Source organism: Enterobacter cloacae complex sp. IR5459 (genome assembly GCF_049238005.1).
Classification (GTDB): Bacteria; Pseudomonadota; Gammaproteobacteria; order Enterobacterales; family Enterobacteriaceae; genus Enterobacter; species Enterobacter hormaechei_C.
On sequence record NZ_JBMKIG010000019.1, the window covers coordinates 13,181 to 29,240 of the forward strand.

Annotated in this window: 16 protein-coding genes and 1 riboswitch; of the genes, 6 read left to right on the forward strand and 10 right to left on the reverse strand. The window is 57.3% G+C overall.

Features of this window, described 5'->3' with window-relative positions:
• Positions 1–102 precede the first annotated feature (102 nt).
• The 8 genes from ACOTX4_RS24150 to ACOTX4_RS24185 form a co-directional block, all read right to left on the reverse strand.
• Positions 103–1,644 (reverse strand): sensor domain-containing diguanylate cyclase, encoded by a 1,542-nt coding sequence (locus tag ACOTX4_RS24150; protein ID WP_045332531.1) that lies wholly within the window; start codon positions 1,642–1,644, stop codon positions 103–105.
• Positions 1,645–1,983: 339 nt separating this feature from the next.
• On the reverse strand, positions 1,984–3,111 hold the full coding sequence (gene thiH, locus ACOTX4_RS24155) for a 2-iminoacetate synthase ThiH (RefSeq protein WP_045332532.1): 1,128 nt from the start codon (positions 3,109–3,111) through the stop codon (positions 1,984–1,986).
• Positions 3,111–3,878: a thiazole synthase gene (gene thiG, locus ACOTX4_RS24160; RefSeq protein WP_022650203.1), complete on the reverse strand. Its 768-nt coding sequence runs from the start codon at positions 3,876–3,878 to the stop codon at positions 3,111–3,113. The genes thiH and thiG overlap by 1 nt, the downstream gene beginning before the upstream one ends.
• Before the next feature lies 1 nt (position 3,879).
• Positions 3,880–4,080 (reverse strand): sulfur carrier protein ThiS, encoded by a 201-nt coding sequence (gene thiS, locus ACOTX4_RS24165; protein WP_003862324.1) that lies wholly within the window; start codon positions 4,078–4,080, stop codon positions 3,880–3,882.
• Positions 4,064–4,819, reverse strand: coding sequence for a thiazole biosynthesis adenylyltransferase ThiF (gene thiF, locus ACOTX4_RS24170; protein ID WP_022650204.1), 756 nt, complete (start codon positions 4,817–4,819; stop codon positions 4,064–4,066). Before thiF ends, thiS begins: the two co-directional genes overlap by 17 nt.
• The gene (gene thiE, locus ACOTX4_RS24175) at positions 4,806–5,447 is read right to left on the reverse strand and encodes a thiamine phosphate synthase (RefSeq protein WP_045332533.1); all 642 of its coding nucleotides are present in this window, start codon (positions 5,445–5,447) and stop codon (positions 4,806–4,808) included. The genes thiF and thiE overlap by 14 nt, the downstream gene beginning before the upstream one ends.
• Positions 5,447–7,342: a phosphomethylpyrimidine synthase ThiC gene (gene thiC, locus ACOTX4_RS24180; RefSeq protein WP_045332534.1), complete on the reverse strand. Its 1,896-nt coding sequence runs from the start codon at positions 7,340–7,342 to the stop codon at positions 5,447–5,449. The genes thiE and thiC overlap by 1 nt, the downstream gene beginning before the upstream one ends.
• 79 nt (positions 7,343–7,421) lie before the next feature.
• Positions 7,422–7,531, reverse strand: a riboswitch (TPP riboswitch).
• A gap of 54 nt (positions 7,532–7,585) precedes the next feature.
• Positions 7,586–8,083, reverse strand: coding sequence for an Rsd/AlgQ family anti-sigma factor (locus ACOTX4_RS24185; RefSeq protein ID WP_022650207.1), 498 nt, complete (start codon positions 8,081–8,083; stop codon positions 7,586–7,588).
• 95 nt (positions 8,084–8,178) lie between these two features.
• Between ACOTX4_RS24185 and nudC the strand changes: the two genes are divergently transcribed.
• The 6 genes from nudC (at position 8,179) to ACOTX4_RS24215 (ending at position 12,531) form a co-directional block, all read left to right on the forward strand.
• The gene (gene nudC, locus ACOTX4_RS24190; protein ID WP_022650208.1) at positions 8,179–8,952 is read left to right on the forward strand and encodes an NAD(+) diphosphatase; all 774 of its coding nucleotides are present in this window, start codon (positions 8,179–8,181) and stop codon (positions 8,950–8,952) included.
• A gap of 38 nt (positions 8,953–8,990) precedes the next feature.
• A complete protein-coding gene (gene hemE / locus ACOTX4_RS24195; RefSeq protein ID WP_022650209.1) occupies positions 8,991–10,055 on the forward strand; it encodes a uroporphyrinogen decarboxylase in 1,065 nt (354 codons plus the stop codon).
• 9 nt (positions 10,056–10,064) lie between these two features.
• The gene (gene nfi / locus ACOTX4_RS24200) at positions 10,065–10,736 is read left to right on the forward strand and encodes a deoxyribonuclease V (RefSeq protein WP_003862312.1); all 672 of its coding nucleotides are present in this window, start codon (positions 10,065–10,067) and stop codon (positions 10,734–10,736) included.
• 41 nt (positions 10,737–10,777) lie between these two features.
• Complete coding sequence (locus ACOTX4_RS24205; protein WP_003862310.1) at positions 10,778–11,368, forward strand: YjaG family protein; 591 nt, start codon at positions 10,778–10,780, stop codon at positions 11,366–11,368.
• A 186-nt stretch (positions 11,369–11,554) separates the two neighbouring features.
• Positions 11,555–11,827, forward strand: a complete 273-nt coding sequence (gene hupA, locus ACOTX4_RS24210; protein ID WP_002445246.1) for a nucleoid-associated protein HU-alpha — start codon at positions 11,555–11,557, stop codon at positions 11,825–11,827.
• A gap of 11 nt (positions 11,828–11,838) precedes the next feature.
• Positions 11,839–12,531 (forward strand): DUF1481 domain-containing protein, encoded by a 693-nt coding sequence (locus tag ACOTX4_RS24215; RefSeq protein ID WP_045332535.1) that lies wholly within the window; start codon positions 11,839–11,841, stop codon positions 12,529–12,531.
• A gap of 47 nt (positions 12,532–12,578) precedes the next feature.
• Here ACOTX4_RS24215 and purD read toward each other — a convergent pair whose 3' ends face one another.
• Complete coding sequence (gene purD / locus ACOTX4_RS24220) at positions 12,579–13,871, reverse strand: phosphoribosylamine--glycine ligase (protein WP_022650211.1); 1,293 nt, start codon at positions 13,869–13,871, stop codon at positions 12,579–12,581.
• Positions 13,872–13,886: 15 nt separating this feature from the next.
• Complete coding sequence (gene purH / locus ACOTX4_RS24225; RefSeq protein ID WP_022650212.1) at positions 13,887–15,476, reverse strand: bifunctional phosphoribosylaminoimidazolecarboxamide formyltransferase/IMP cyclohydrolase; 1,590 nt, start codon at positions 15,474–15,476, stop codon at positions 13,887–13,889.
• Between the last annotated feature and the right edge of the window lie 584 nt (positions 15,477–16,060).

A 16,060-nucleotide genomic window follows, 5' to 3' on the forward strand; every position in this document is an offset into this window, starting at 1 on the left:
TGTCAGGCATCACAAAGAAATCGGCATTTTTCTGAAACCGGTTACAATTTTACCGCGGAGAGCATTCTGCCCGTCAGATCGGGCAGAATTTGAGGAAGGGTATTATCGGCTGGCCGTGCTTACGATGCGGTTTTTACCCTGTTGTTTAGCGGTATACAGCGCTTCATCTACGCTACCGATAAATTGTTCCAGCGGTTCGAAGTGCCACTCTCCCGTCCCGGCGCTGAAGGTCACTCGCAGGTTCTCTTCCCGCCAGGTCCGCTTTTCAACGGCGGTGCGCCAGGCTTCCAGTAGCGCGTGCGCGGAGTTCATCAGCTCGGCCGGGAAGATCACGCCGAACTCTTCTCCACCGTAGCGGTAAACGGAAACGTGGTGCGGCTGCATGATCTGAATACCTTCGCGTGCCACGTTGCGCAGCACAATATCCCCGCTCAGGTGGCCCCAGGTGTCGTTAATAGATTTGAAGTTATCGATATCGACCAGCGCCAGAACGAAGGGTTGATGAGCGGTCAGCAGCTCATCCACATCGTTGTCGAACGCACGGCGGTTCTTGCAGCCTGTCAGCGCATCATGGGTGGCCTGACGGACATAGGCCAGCTCGCGTTCTTTATTGGTTCGAATGGTATGGCTGAGCATCGCTTCAAGGCGTGGCGCCTGGTTGACGTCTCCGGTTTTGATGGCGTTGATAATGTTCATCAGCACAGAACGCGAGGCATGACGAAGGTAAAGCCCGAACAGAATGATGATGATTGCCGCCAGCGCAAATCCCCAGCCGACGACGGTGGTTTCATGCCGGGTGATGACGGTAAGCGTGGCATCGGAGACCCGATAAATCACAAACCAGTCCGGATTGGTGAAAGAGTAGTAGTAATACCAGGTTTTACTTTTGGGGTCGAAAAGATGGCCCTCGCCGCTGGTCATTTTGTCCATCAGCGCTTCGCTTACGTACTGCTTAAAGAGCGCCCCCGTGTCCGGATGCAGCACAACAGCGCCGTCACGCTCCACAACAAAAAACTCACCCTGAACCGGCGCCACCATCTGGCGCAGGGTATACCCCATGGACGTTAAATCAAGATGGAAAGCGAGCGTGCCCTTCAGGCGGCCTTCCGGTGAAATGACCGGCTTATAGAGAGTGACCGTAGGATGTTGGGTGAAATAGTCCAGATAGGGGCGGGTGTAGTGAGGAAAGTTGCTGGCTTCCGCTTGTCCGATAAACCATGGACGGGTCCGGGCGTCGAACGACTTACCCTTCTCCGTTGGCAGCACTTCCGGCGCGCGCAGATGGCGCCCTTCTGTGTCCGCCAGAGAGATAGACGACACCGTCGGCATCAGGTTCTGCAAATGCATCAACATCTGCAAACCGTGTGTCGGGTCGATATTAATTGTCTGATTTACTCTGTCGTTACGGGCGAAGTACATCGCAGCACGACCAAGAATATAGTCATTTTCTCGCAGGATGGATTCTGTATAGTTTACCGCCAGATTATGGGTGAAGTTACCATTAATCTTATGATAATCCTCAAGAAAATCCTTTCTCTGTGAAAGGATAACCAGGATGGCGATCAGCGCAAAACTGAACAGGATCCCCGCGAAGCTGACCATAATTGGCCGGGTAAAAGAGAGCTTTTTACTGTGGAGTGCCATGAGTTGTACATCAATCCAGATGGTAGACGCGTTGCGTCTGTCGATACCCTCAGCATAGTCGCTGTCCGGTTGCTGGTAGTAAATTATACAGAAGGCGATTACCGACGAGATGATTTATCTTAAGCGTAGATAAGAAACGACGTATTTATTGTATCAATTAAAATTTTGTTTAAGAGGCGGAGGGCAGGGCGAAACGAGGAAGAAGCATTTTCACCCTGGTCAGCGTCCGTTGCTGACGTGGTAAAGAATAAGAAAACCAGGCAGATCGCCTCAATCGCCCGGTTTTGATCTTACGAGCCGCCTCGTAACCTTTTCGCGTTTTTGCAGTCGGTTTCAGCGCTAATGCGAGGCTCTTCCCAGCCAGCTATCCCAGTCTTTCCACACGGGCTGTAGCCCCTGTGCAGTCAGGGCTTCCGCCACCGCTTCGGGCCGTCGTCCGTCGTGCGGTGCAAACTGTTCCAGTTCCGGGTGATCGTCCGCGTAACCGCCCGGCTGCGTTTTGGAAAAGGCGCTAACGTTATTGATCGCCAGCGGGATCGCGCGGTCGCGAAACGCGGGTGATTCACGCGTGGAGAGCGACAATTCCACTTCCGGCGCGAACAGGCGAAATGCACACAGGGTTTGCACCAGCTGGCGCTCATCCATCAGCGAAGCGGGTTCAACGCCTCCCGTACACGGACGCAGCCGCGGGAAAGAGATGGAATAGCGGCTTTGCCAGTAGCGCTGCTGTAGCCACAGCAGATGCTCCGCCACCATATAGCAGTCCACCCGCCAGCTGTCGGACAGACCGATAAGCGCGCCCAGCCCAATTTTATCGATACCGGCGCGCCCCAGCCTGTCCGGCGTTTCCAGCCGGAAGATGAAATCCTGCTTCTTCCCTTTCAGGTGATGCCGGGCATAGGTCGCCTCGTGGTAGGTTTCCTGATAGACCATGACGCCGTCCAGCCCGAGCGTTTTCAGCTCCGCATATTCCTCCTGCGACAGAGGCTGCACTTCCATTTGCAACGAGGCAAATTCGCGGCGGATGGCCGGAAGATGCTTGCGAAAATAGTCCATCCCCACTTTGCCCTGATGTTCACCCGTCACCAGCAGGAGATGTTCAAAACCCATCTCACGAATAGCCGCACACTCGCGGGCGATCTCATGCTCATCCAGCGTTTTACGCTTAATACGGTTGCTCATGGAAAAACCACAGTAGGTGCAGTCGTTGGCGCACAGGTTAGAAAGATAGAGCGGCACGTAAAAGCTCACCGTGTTGCCAAAACGCTGGCGGGTGAGGCGTTGCGCGCGCTGCGCCATCGGTTCAAGGTACGCACTGGCTGCCGGAGAAAGCAGGGCCATCAAATCCTCGCGCGTCAAATGTTTGGCTGTTAATGCCCGCTCTACGTCCGCAGAGGTTTTACTGTTGATGCGTAAGGCAATATCGTCCCAGTTAAGCTGACGCCAGCGATCGGTAAAGGTAGCCATCAGAGCGCCTCCAGAAAATCGGTCAGCGGGCTGGTGGCCTGCGCCTGAACGCAGCGCGAGCCAGGGCCGGACTGGCGTGCCAGCAGACCGGACTCCACGGCAAGGCGGAACGCACGCGCCATCATCACCGGGTCGTCGGCCACCGCAATCGCGGTATTGACCAGCACCGCATCGGCCCCCATCTCCAGCGCCTGCGCGGCGTGACTGGGTACGCCGATGCCCGCATCCACCACCACGGGCACGGTCGCCTGCTCGATGATGATCTCCAGCATCGCGCGGGTCTCCAGTCCCTGGTTGGAGCCAATGGGTGCCCCTAACGGCATTACGGCCGCGCAGCCGACCTCTTCCAGACGCTTGCACAGCACGGGGTCGGCACCGCAGTAGGGCAGGACGGTAAATCCCTGCTGCACCAGCTTCTCTGCCGCTTTCAGGGTTTCGATCGGATCGGGCAACAGCCAGCGGGCGTCCGGATGAATTTCCAGCTTCAGCCAGCGGGTGCCGAGCGCTTCCCGCGCCAGTTGCGCAGCGAAAATTGCTTCCTCGGCCGTTTTCGCACCGGAGGTATTCGGTAAGAGCGTCACGCCTGCCTCCAGTAACGGCGCAAGTATGGCATCGTTGTGCTGACGCAAATCCACGCGCTTCATCGCCAGTGTCACCAGCTGGCTGCCGCTCTCACGAATGGCATCCACCATCAGCTGCGGGGAGGCGAATTTTCCGGTTCCGGTAAACAGATGTGAATCAAAGACTTTGTCGGCAATACGTAACATCTCAGCCCCCTGCGATAACCTGAAACAGCAGGATCTGGTCGCCTTCATTGACCTGCTGATGTTCCCACCGCTCGCGCGGCAGGATCTGTTGATTGAGCGCCAGCGCCGTTCCCGGCTTCAGCTGGCGCAGCGTGTCGAGCAGGGCGGCAACGGTAAGATCGTCGTCGCACGTCATCGGCTCATCGTTAAACAGAATGCGCATTGCGGCCTCCGCATACCGGGCAGTGGCTGGCGCGGTTTAACACCAGATGACGCCATCCGCTGGAGCGGGCGTCGAACAGCCGCAGCGTGTTGCGTTCTGTCTCTATGCCGCTGAGCAACTTGATGGCCTCCAGCGCCTGAAGAGTACCCATCACGCCCACCACCGGGCCCAGAATGCCTGCCGTGCGGCAGTTACGCTCCGGTTCAGCCTCGTCCGGCCACAGGCAGCGGTAGCAGCCCTGTGCCCACGGCGGCGTAAGCACCATTATTTGCCCGCCGAAACCGACCGCGCTGGCGGTGATCAGCGGCGTGTTCTGTGCAACACAGGCCGCGTTGATGGCCTGACGCGTCGCCATGTTGTCCGTGCAGTCCAGCACCGCGTCGGCAAGGGCAACTTCGCGTTGCAGCTCGTCTCCGCTAAGCCGCGTCTGGAGCGCAACCAGTTCGATATCGGGGTTAAGCTGGTTCAGCCGCTGGCGCGTAACCTGCGCCTTAGGCTGGTTAACATCTTCTGTCGTGAAGAGGATTTGCCGTTGCAGATTGCTGAGATGTACCTCGTCGTCATCGGCCAGCACCAGCGTGCCCACGCCCGCGCCGGCCAGATACAGCGCGGCGGGGGCGCCTAATCCGCCCAGGCCGACAATCAGTACCCGGCTGGCGAGCAGCTTTTGCTGCCCGTCGATGGCGATATCCTCCAGCAGGATCTGGCGGCTGTAACGCATAAAATCACGATCTTTCATCGCCTGCTCCTGCCAGTTGTAAAAGCTGAGCGGTGGCGGCCTGCCAGTCTGCCGCCTGGGTGATGGCGCTGACGACGGCGATACTGCCGACGCCGGTTTCCAGCACGGCGGGCGCACGTTCAAGGCTGATCCCGCCGATGGCAACGGTGGGGTAATCGGCAAGGCGCTTAACGTGGGCCGACAGCTGTGTCAAACCCTGTGGAGCGGACGGCATCTGTTTGGTTTGCGTCGGGAAAACGTGACCGAGGGCGATGTAGGAGGGGCGGGCCGCCAGTGCCACGTCGATCTCCATATCGTCGTGGGTGGAGACGCCCAGCCGCAGACCGGCGTCACGGATCGCGCTGAGATCGGTCGTTTCCAGATCTTCCTGTCCCAGATGCACGCCGTACGCCTGGTGTTTAACCGCCAGCCGCCAGTAGTCGTTGATAAACAGGCGGGCGTGGTAGCGACGTCCCAGCGCGATAGCAGCGATCACGTCGGCCTCCACCTCTTCATCGCGTTTATCCTTGATGCGTAGCTGGAGGGTGCGAACGCCTGCCTCCAGCAGGCGCGCTATCCACGCCACGCTGTCCACCACCGGGTAAAGCCCTAAACGGTAGGGAACGGGTGGGAAATCGGGCTGGTACATTACGCCTCCTCTTTTTTGAGGTAGATTTCGCCGCCTTTGGCGCGGAAGGTTTCGGACATGTCCGCCATACCCACTTCAATGGTCTGCGCGGCGGCGTAGTCGCGCACCTCCTGGCTGATTTTCATCGAGCAGAACTTCGGCCCACACATGGAGCAGAAGTGCGCGACTTTGCCCGATTCCTGCGGCAGGGTTTCGTCGTGGTAGGCGCGGGCGGTGAACGGATCCAGCGCCAGGTTGAACTGGTCTTCCCAGCGGAATTCAAAGCGCGCTTTGGACATGGCGTTATCGCGGATTTGCGCGCCCGGATGGCCTTTCGCCAGATCCGCCGCGTGGGCGGCAATCTTGTAGGTAATCAGTCCCTGCTTCACGTCCTCTTTGTTTGGCAGGCCGAGGTGCTCTTTCGGTGTCACGTAGCAGAGCATGGCGCAGCCGAACCAGCCGATCATCGCCGCCCCAATGCCTGACGTGAAGTGGTCATAGCCCGGCGCGATGTCAGTTGTCAGTGGCCCCAGCGTGTAGAACGGTGCTTCGTGGCAGTGCTCCAACTCTTCGGTCATGTTGCGACGGATCATCTGCATCGGCACATGGCCCGGGCCTTCAATCATCACCTGCACGTCGTACTCCCAGGCGATTTTGGTCAGCTCGCCCAGCGTGTGCAGCTCGGCAAACTGCGCCTCGTCGTTAGCATCGCGGATGGAGCCAGGACGCAGGCCGTCGCCCAGCGACAGGGAGACGTCGTAAGCGGCGCAAATTTCGCAAATTTCGCGGAAGTGCTCGTAGAGGAAGTTTTCCTGATGATGGGACAGGCACCACTTCGCCATAATGGAACCGCCGCGCGAGACGATGCCGGTCAGACGTTTCGCCGTCATTGGCACGTAGCGCAGCAGCACGCCCGCGTGGATGGTGAAGTAGTCCACGCCCTGTTCCGCCTGCTCCAGCAGCGTGTCGCGGAACGCTTCCCAGGTGAGGTTTTCGGCGATGCCGTTTACCTTTTCCAGCGCCTGATAAATCGGGACGGTGCCAATCGGCACCGGGCTGTTACGCAGGATCCACTCGCGGGTCTCATGAATATAGCGGCCAGTGGAAAGGTCCATCACCGTGTCCGCGCCCCAGCGCGTCGACCAGACCAGCTTTTCCACCTCTTCTTCGATGGATGACGTCACCGCTGAGTTGCCGATGTTGGCGTTGACCTTCACCAGGAAGTTGCGGCCGATAATCATCGGCTCGGATTCCGGGTGGTTGATGTTGGCGGGGATAATGGCGCGGCCTGCGGCCACTTCGTCGCGCACAAACTCTGGCGTGATGTTTTCCGGCAGGCGAGCGCCAAAGCCTTCGCCCGGATGCTGGTGGCGCAGCACTTCGCTGCGGATGCGCTCGCGGCCCATGTTTTCGCGGATGGCGATGAACTCCATCTCCGGCGTGACGATACCCTGGCGCGCGTAGTGCAGCTGGGTTACGCATTTGCCCGCTTTAGCGCGTTTCGGCGTCAGCAGGCCGGTAAAGCGCAGCGCGTCCAGACCGTCGTCGGCCAGGCGTTCTTTGGTGTACGCAGAACTGCGTACGCTCAGTTCTTCGCTGTCGTTACGCGCCTCTATCCACGGCTGGCGCAGCTTTGCCAGACCCTGCTGGACGTTGATAGCAACATCAGGATCGCCGTACGGGCCCGAGGTGTCATACACCGGCACGGCTTCGTTGTCTTCAAACTGCGGGTTGTCTTTGCTGCCGCCGATAAGCGTCGGGCTGATCTGGATTTCGCGCATCGGGACGCGGATATCAGCCTGTGATCCGGAAATGTAGATGCGTTTCGAGTTCGGGAAAGCGGTGCCTTCCAGGGTGTCGATGAAGCGTTGTGCGTGTTCGCGCTGTTCGCGGCGGGTCAGTTTTGCAGTAGACATAGCTCATTCCAAAAGTGAAGGACATGGCTTGTCAGACGACGGATGAAGCAAGAGAAGATCGCCTCAGGGGCGATACAACAGCAGTGTGACTCTTGTTCCCTTCGCAGGTATTAACCTGATCAGGTTCCGCGGATCCCGAATTAACGGTCTCAGCCCGTGCTTTCACACTGGGCACTCCGACAAGAAAAATCCCCCTCCGCAGAGGGGCGAATGGTTGTAAATTACTCGTTAACGATTAAGAACTCAAGCAGGGCGCGCAACGTTATCGCTGGTGCTGATATTCAGGTTGTTGTCCAGCACGAGGGCGATGAGCTTGTCTTCCAGCGTGAATCGCTCTTCCAGCGCTTCGCCAAGGTCGGAAAGCGCCTGCTGAAACTCAAGATAGTTATCGTGATCGATAGCGTTCTCCAGCGCGGAATCGTAGTAGTCCATGATCCGCTGGGTGTTGGCTTCCAGCAGCGGACAGAGTTTACTGGCCGCTAAATACGGCGTTGTCCCTTCCATTTCGCGGATAATGCGTTCATAAAGGTTGAAATGGCCGTCGGAGAGGTAGTCGACAAGGCTCTGACAAAAATCATCCAGCGCTTTTTCGTTCAGCCGCATAAAGGATTCTTTGCCAGGCTTAAGACCGACCAGATTGTAATACGCCACAAGGAGATGCTTGCGCACATGTAGCCAGCGATCCACCAGGGTGTTACTTCCTCCAACGCGCTCAGTCAGGCTTTCCAGCTGGTTTAACATGGTCGACTCCATAAGGTTTAGAATGGGATCTGCTTATCCAAAATGTAACCACAATGCTAACAACATGTCAGTGAAGCGAAGGTAGTGCAATAGATATGGATCGTATTATTGAAAAATCAGATCTGGGTTGGTGGATCGTCAGTCACGAGCAAAAGTTGTGGCTGCCCGGTGGGGAGATACCCTACGGTGCGGCAGAAATCTTCGATCTCGTCGGCCAACCTGCGCTGCGGATCGGCGAGTGGCAGGGCGATCCAGTATGGTTGATCCTACAGGCTCGTCGTCAGGATATGGGATCCGTTCGTCAGGTGTTGGATCGGGATGTCGGCCTGTTCCAGCTGGCGGGGCGCGGCGTGCAGCTGGCGGAGTTTTACCGCTCGCACAAATACTGCGGCTACTGCGGCCACACCATGCACCCGAGCAAAACCGAGTGGGCAATGCTTTGCGGCCACTGCCGTGAACGCTACTATCCGCAAATCGCACCGTGCATCATTGTCGCCATCCGCCGTGATGATTCCATCCTGCTGGCGCAGCATACCCGTCATCGCAACGGCATTCATACTGTCCTCGCCGGGTTCGTGGAAGTCGGCGAAACGCTGGAACAGGCGGTGGCGCGCGAGGTGATGGAGGAGAGCGGCATTAAGGTGAAAAACCTGCGCTATGTGACGTCGCAGCCGTGGCCGTTCCCGATGTCCCTGATGACCGCGTTTATGGCGGAATACGACAGCGGCGAGATTGTTATCGATAAGAAAGAGCTGCTGGAGGCGAACTGGTATCGCTACGACGATTTACCGCTGCTGCCCCCGCCGGGAACGGTGGCGCGTCGCCTGATAGAAGATACCGTGGCAATGTGTCGGGCCGAGTATGAGTAGTGTTACACTGACGGACTGACGCAATAAGGAACTGCAAAATGACCGAACTGAAGAACGATCGTTATCTGCGTGCGCTGCTGCGCCAGCCCGTTGATGTCACCCCGGTGTGGATGATGCGCCAGGCGGGACGCTATCTGCCAGAGTACAAAGCCACGCGCGCGCAGGCGGGCGATTTTATGTCGCTGTGCAAAAACGCCGAGCTGGCCTGTGAAGTGACGCTCCAGCCGCTGCGCCGCTTCCCGCTCGATGCCGCCATTCTTTTTTCGGACATTCTCACCATTCCGGATGCGATGGGCCTTGGGCTCTATTTCGAAACCGGCGAGGGCCCGCGTTTTACCTCACCGATCAAAAGCAAAGCCGACGTTGATAAGTTGCCGATCCCCGATCCGGAAGGCGAGCTGGGCTATGTGATGAACGCCGTGCGCACCATTCGCCGCGAGCTCAAAGGCGATGTGCCGCTGATTGGCTTCTCCGGTAGTCCGTGGACGCTGGCCACCTACATGGTGGAAGGCGGCAGCAGCAAAGCCTTTACCGTCATCAAAAAGATGATGTACGCCGAGCCGCTGGCCCTGCATGCGCTGCTCGACAAGCTCGCGAAGAGCGTCACGCTCTACCTCAACGCGCAGATTAAAGCAGGTGCGCAGTCGGTGATGATTTTCGACACCTGGGGCGGCGTGCTGACCGGACGTGATTATCAGCAGTTCTCCCTGTACTACATGCACAAAATTGTCGATGGCCTGCTGCGTGAAAACGAAGGCCGTCGCGTGCCGGTGACGCTGTTTACCAAAGGCGGCGGCCAGTGGCTGGAAGCGATGGCGGCCACCGGCTGCGACGCGCTGGGCCTCGACTGGACCACCGATATTGCCGATGCGCGCCGTCGCGTGGGGGACAAAGTGGCGCTTCAGGGCAACATGGACCCGTCCATGCTCTATGCACAGCCTGCCCGTATCGAAGAGGAAGTGTCGACTATACTGTCTGGTTTCGGCCAGGGTGAAGGCCACGTCTTTAACCTCGGCCACGGCATTCATCAGGATGTGCCGCCTGAACACGCAGGCGTATTTGTGGAGGCGGTGCATCGGCTTTCTGCCCAGTATCATAAGTAAGGAGTGGTTATGGATCTCGCGTCGCTACGCGCTCAGCAAATCGAACTGGCTTCATCGGTGATCCGTGAGGATCGTCTGGATACGGACCCTCCGCGGTACATTGGCGGGGCGGACGTCGGGTTTGAGCAGGGCGGTGAAGTGACGCGAGCGGCGATGGTGGTGCTGAAATACCCGTCGCTGGAGCTGGTGGAGTACAAGGTGGCGCGTATCGCCACCACCATGCCCTATATCCCCGGCTTTCTCTCCTTCCGCGAATATCCCGCGCTGCTGGCCGCTTGGGAACAACTCTCGCAAAAACCTGACCTGCTGTTTGTTGATGGGCATGGTATCTCCCATCCGCGTCGCTTAGGCGTTGCCAGCCACTTTGGTCTGCTGGTGGACGTGCCGACCATCGGCGTGGCGAAAAAACGCCTGTGCGGCGCGTTTGAGCCGCTCTCTGCCGAACCGGGCGCGCTGGCGCCGCTTATTCATAAAGGCGAGCAGCTGGCGTGGGTCTGGCGCAGTAAAGCGCGCTGCAACCCGCTGTTTATCGCAACCGGGCATCGGGTGAGCATGGACAGCGCCCTGGCGTGGGTGCAACGCTGTATGAAGGGCTACCGTTTACCGGAGCCAACCCGCTGGGCTGACGCCGTGGCCTCTTCACGTCCGGCATTCATTCGTTGGCAGGAAATTCAGCCGTGATTCAGGTAAACTGCGGCTAATTTTCGATTCGAGACATCATCATGTTACAAAACCCGATTCATCTGCGCCTTGAAAAGCTGGAAAGCTGGCAGCACGTGACGTTTATGGCTTGCCTGTGCGAGCGCATGTATCCCAACTATGCCGCGTTCTGCAAGCAGACAGCGTTTGGCGAAGGCCAGATTTATCGTCGTATCCTGGATTTAATCTGGGAGACGCTGACGGTCAAAGACGCGAAGGTGAATTTTGACTCTCAGCTCGAAAAGCTGGAAGAGGCTATTCCGGCTGCGGATGATTTCGACCTGTATGGCGTCTACCCGGCCATTGATGCCTGTGTGGCGTTGAGCGAGCTGATCCACTCCCGTCTGAGCGGTGAAACCCTGGAACACGCCATTGAAGTCAGTAAGGCATCCATTACCACCGTTGCGATGCTGGAAATGACCCAGGAAGGCCGTGAAATGACCGACGAAGAGCTGCGTGCTAACCCGGCGGTAGAACAGGAATGGGACATTCAGTGGGAGATTTTCCGCCTGCTGGCAGAGTGTGAAGAGCGTGATATTGAGCTGATCAAAGGGCTGCGCGCGGACCTGCGCGAGGCCGGCGAGAGCAATATTGGTATAATTTTTAACCAATGAGACAACAAAACGTGATTTAACGCCTGTTTTGTCGCTCCTCGACTCTTCCCTTTCGCCCCCCGTCTGGTCTACATTTGGGGGGCGAAAAAAAGTGGCTATCGGTGCGTGTATGCAGGAGAGTGCTTTTTTGGCATTTTCGTCGCACTCGATGCTTAGCAAGCGATAAACACATTGAAAGGATAACTTATGAACAAGACTCAACTGATTGATGTAATTGCGGACAAGGCTGATCTGTCTAAAGTGCAGGCTAAAGCTGCTCTGGAATCTACCCTGGCTGCTATTACTGAGTCTCTGAAAGAAGGCGATGCTGTACAACTGGTTGGTTTCGGTACCTTCAAAGTGAACCACCGCGCTGAGCGTACTGGCCGCAACCCGCAGACCGGTAAAGAAATCAAAATCGCCGCAGCTAACGTGCCGGCATTTGTTTCTGGTAAAGCACTGAAAGACGCAGTTAAGTAAGACGCGTGGCAGTGAACAGTTTTAACGAAGGGGCGGCAACGCCCCTTTTGTCATTCTGGCGTGGAACGCTCGCGCTGGCAGGCGTACTGTTGCTGTCTGCCTGTAGTCATGATTCCTCACTCCCCCCGTTTACCGCCAGCGGCTACGCTGACAACCAGGGTGCGGTCAGGATCTGGCGCAAAGATTCCAGCGATGAAGTCCATATGCTCACCGCGTTCAGCCCATGGCATAACGGCAATACCTCGACCGCAGAATACCGCTGGCAGGGCGATGCCCTGTCGCTCATTGAACTGAATATCTACAGTAAGACTCCCGAACACGTGAAGGTGCGTTTCGACGACCACGGCGAGCTGAGCTTTATGCAGCATGAGGTCAGTGGACTGAAAAAGCAGCTTTCCAGCGATCAGGTCGCCCTCTACCGCTACCGTGCTGAACAACTTCGCCAGACCAGCGATGCGCTGCGTCAGGGCCGCGTGGTGCTGCGTCAGGGGCGCTGGCATGCCGACGGCACGGTGACCACCTGCGAAGGGCAGACGGTGAAGCCTGAGCTTGAATCCTGGGCAACCGAACACATTCAGCGTCGTCAGCGGCATTCATCTGTGGAGGTGAGTGTGGCATGGCTGGAAGCGCCGGAAGGCTCTCAGCTGTTGCTGGTGGCGAATGAAGATTTCTGCACCTGGCAGCCGACAGAAAAGAGTTTTTGATTTAAGTCCCCTCTCCCTTGAGGGAGAGGGTTAGGGTGAGGGGGAAATTACTCTCCCTGCTCCCGCGCAATAGCACGATAACCGATATCCTGACGGCTGAAGCTGCCGTTCCAGTGAATATCCGCCATCAGCGCATAGGCGCGTTTCTGCGCTTCTGCCACGGTCTGGCCCAGCGCGGTCGCACACAGCACGCGGCCGCCGTTGGTGAGCACGCGGTCATCGTCAGCCAGCTTCGTACCGGCGTGGAACACCTTCGCGCCGTCAATCTCTTCCAGCGGCAGGCCGTGGATCTCATCTCCAGTGTTGTAGCTACCCGGATACCCACCCGCAGCAATCACCACACCTAAAGAGGCACGCTCGTCCCACTCTGACGTTTTCTCATCCAGTTTGCCTTCGCAGGCCGCAAGGCACAGATCCACCAGGTCGGATTTCATGCGCAGCATGATCGGCTGGGTTTCCGGATCGCCAAAGCGGCAGTTGAATTCGATCACCTTCGGGTTACCCTGCTTGTCGATCATCAGGCCTGCATAAAGGAAACCGGTGTAGGTATTGCCTTCCGCCGCCATCCCTTTCACGGTTGGCCAGATGATGCGGTCCATGGTGCGCTGATGCACCTCATCGGTAACAACGGGAGCAGGAGAGTAAGCGCCCATTCCCCCAGTGTTGGGGCCGGTATCGCCATTGCCCACACGCTTGTGATCCTGGCTGGTGGCCATCGGCAGAACGTGCTCGCCATCGACCATCACGATAAAGCTCGCCTCTTCGCCGTCGAGGAACTCTTCAATCACGATGCGGTGGCCCGCATCGCCAAAGGCGTTACCTGCCAGCATATCCTGAACCGCGGCTTCGGCTTCTTCGAGGGTCATCGCGACGATCACGCCTTTACCCGCGGCCAGACCGTCGGCCTTGATAACAATCGGCGCGCCCTTCTCACGTAACCAGGCCAGAGCAGGCTCCACTTCAGTGAAATTCTGATATTCCGCCGTCGGGATGTTATGACGCGCGAGAAAATCTTTGGTGAAGGCTTTTGAGCCTTCCAGCTGTGCGGCACCCTCCGTTGGGCCAAAGATTTTCAGGCCAGCTGCGCGGAAGGCGTCTACGACGCCAATCACCAGCGGCGCTTCCGGGCCAACGATGGTCAGATCGATGTTCTCGGTCTGGGCAAAGCTCAGCAGTGCCGGGATATCGGTCACGCCGATGGCGACGTTTTGCAGCGCGGGTTCCAGCGCCGTACCGGCATTACCCGGTGCCACAAAGACGGTTTCAACCTGCGGAGACTGCGCTGCTTTCCACGCCAGGGCGTGCTCGCGCCCGCCGTTACCAATCACTAATACTTTCATTTTCTGCTCCGGGAATTAATGGCGGAAGTGGCGCATGTCGGTGAAGATCATTGCGATGCCGTGTTCGTCGGCAGCGGCAATCACTTCGTCATCACGGATTGAACCGCCAGGCTGGATCACACAGGTGATACCCACAGCAGCGGCCGCATCGATTCCGTCGCGGAACGGGAAGAAGGCATCAGAGGCCATGGCGGAGCCTTTCACTTCCAGACCTTCGTCGCCTGCTTTGATACCGGCAATTTTTGCAGAGTAAACGCGGCTCATCTGGCCTGCGCCTATCCCGATGGTCATGTTCTCTTTGGCGTAGACGATGGCGTTGGATTTCACGAACTTAGCCACTTTCCAGCAGAACAGCGCGTCACGCAGTTCCTGCTCGGTTGGCTGACGTTTGGTGACGACACGCAGATCGGCTTCGCTCACCATCCCCAGATCGCGGTCCTGAACCAGCAGACCGCCGTTCACGCGCTTGAAGTCCAGGCCCGGCACGCGTTCCGCCCACTGACCGCAAACCAGCACGCGCACATTCTGTTTTGCCGCAGTGATTTTCAGCGCTTCTTCTGATGCGGACGGCGCGATGATCACTTCGACAAACTGGCGGGAGATGATGGCCTGCGCGGTTTCCGCATCCAGCTCGCGGTTAAAGGCGATAATGCCGCCGAACGCGGAGGTCGGGTCGGTTTTGTAGGCGCGATCGTAGGCATCCAGAATAGAAGTGCTTACCGCAACGCCGCATGGGTTGGCGTGCTTGACGATAACGCAGGCCGGCTCGCTGAATTCTTTCACGCATTCCAGCGCGGCGTCGGTGTCGGCAATGTTGTTATAGGAAAGGGCTTTGCCCTGAACCTGCTGGGCGGTCGCAACGGAGGCTTCCTTTACCTCTTCTTCTATATAGAAGGCAGCCTGCTGGTGGCTGTTCTCACCGTAACGCATATCCTGCTTCTTAATGAAGTTCAGGTTCAGGGTGCGCGGGAAGCGGCCAGAGGGATCTTTGCTTTCACCATGGTAAGCCGGTACCAGGCTACCGAAGTAGTTGGCGATCATGCTGTCGTAGGCGGCGGTATGCTCGAAGGCTTTGATGGCGAGATCGAAACGCGTTTCAAGTGTCAGGGACCCTTCGTTGGCATCCATCTCATTAATAATGGCGTTGTAGTCGCTGCTCTTCACCACGATGGCCACATCTTTATGGTTCTTGGCTGCGGAGCGCACCATGGTCGGGCCGCCGATATCGATATTTTCAACCGCATCTTCCAGAGAGCAGCCTTCGCGGGCGACGGTCTGGGCGAACGGGTAGAGGTTAACAACGACCATATCGATAGGCGCGATATCGTGCTGTTCCATAATGGCGTCGTCCTGACCGCGACGGCCAAGAATACCGCCGTGGACTTTCGGATGCAGGGTTTTGACGCGTCCATCCATCATTTCCGGGAAACCGGTGTAATCGGACACTTCGGTTACCGGCAGACCTTTCTCTGCTAACAGGCGCGCGGTGCCACCTGTAGAAAGCAGCTCCACACCGCGTGCGGAAAGTGCCTGGGCGAATTCGACGATACCGGCTTTATCAGAAACACTGAGCAGAGCGCGGCGGACTGGACGACGTTGTTGCATGGTAAATCCCCTGGATTTCACGATTACAGAGAGCGTTAGATGAATTTTCCAGCGAAAAACTCATCTAACACACCTGACGAGGCCTCCTTGTTAAGCGCGAGCATTTTAACGAAAACGTTTGCGCAACGCTCGCATATTTTCACTTTTTCGCAGCGCTGTGGATAACTCTGTGTGTAAAAAGGTATAAGGCGGGGTTTTGCTGGGGAATGCAGCAGTCAGTCATTTTTCTGTCATTTAGCGGTTGCGGCCAGCGGAGAACTCCCTATAATGCGCCTCCATCGACACGGCGGATGTGAATCACTTCACAAACAACCCGGTCGGTTGAAGAGAAAAAATCCTGAAATAACGGGTTGACTCTGAAAGAGGAAAGCGTAATATACGCCACCTCGCGACAGAGCGCTGAAGCGCGTCGCAACTGCTCTTTAACAATTTATCAGACAATCTGTGTGGGCACTCAAAGTGACATGGATTCTTAACGTCCTCGGACGATAAATGAATACCAAGTCTCAACGAGTGAACACGTAATTCATTACGAAGTTTAATTCATTGAGCATCAAACTTTTAAATTGAAGAGTTTGATCATG

Coding starts and splice junctions, on each gene's coding strand:
- nfi (WP_003862312.1), top strand. CDS start 10,065: ATGGATCTCGCGTCGCTACGCGCTCAGCAAATCGAACTGGCTTCATCG.
- thiE (WP_045332533.1), bottom strand. CDS start 5,447: ATGTACCAGCCCGATTTCCCACCCGTTCCCTACCGTTTAGGGCTTTAC.
- ACOTX4_RS24150 (WP_045332531.1), bottom strand. CDS start 1,644: ATGGCACTCCACAGTAAAAAGCTCTCTTTTACCCGGCCAATTATGGTC.
- thiG (WP_022650203.1), bottom strand. CDS start 3,878: ATGTTACGTATTGCCGACAAAGTCTTTGATTCACATCTGTTTACCGGA.
- ACOTX4_RS24205 (WP_003862310.1), top strand. CDS start 10,778: ATGTTACAAAACCCGATTCATCTGCGCCTTGAAAAGCTGGAAAGCTGG.
- ACOTX4_RS24185 (WP_022650207.1), bottom strand. CDS start 8,083: ATGTTAAACCAGCTGGAAAGCCTGACTGAGCGCGTTGGAGGAAGTAAC.
- thiC (WP_045332534.1), bottom strand. CDS start 7,342: ATGTCTACTGCAAAACTGACCCGCCGCGAACAGCGCGAACACGCACAA.
- thiS (WP_003862324.1), bottom strand. CDS start 4,080: ATGCGCATTCTGTTTAACGATGAGCCGATGACGTGCGACGACGATCTT.
- hupA (WP_002445246.1), top strand. CDS start 11,555: ATGAACAAGACTCAACTGATTGATGTAATTGCGGACAAGGCTGATCTG.
- thiF (WP_022650204.1), bottom strand. CDS start 4,819: ATGAAAGATCGTGATTTTATGCGTTACAGCCGCCAGATCCTGCTGGAG.
- hemE (WP_022650209.1), top strand. CDS start 8,991: ATGACCGAACTGAAGAACGATCGTTATCTGCGTGCGCTGCTGCGCCAG.
- nudC (WP_022650208.1), top strand. CDS start 8,179: ATGGATCGTATTATTGAAAAATCAGATCTGGGTTGGTGGATCGTCAGT.
- purD (WP_022650211.1), bottom strand. CDS start 13,871: ATGAAAGTATTAGTGATTGGTAACGGCGGGCGCGAGCACGCCCTGGCG.
- purH (WP_022650212.1), bottom strand. CDS start 15,476: ATGCAACAACGTCGTCCAGTCCGCCGCGCTCTGCTCAGTGTTTCTGAT.
- thiH (WP_045332532.1), bottom strand. CDS start 3,111: ATGGCTACCTTTACCGATCGCTGGCGTCAGCTTAACTGGGACGATATT.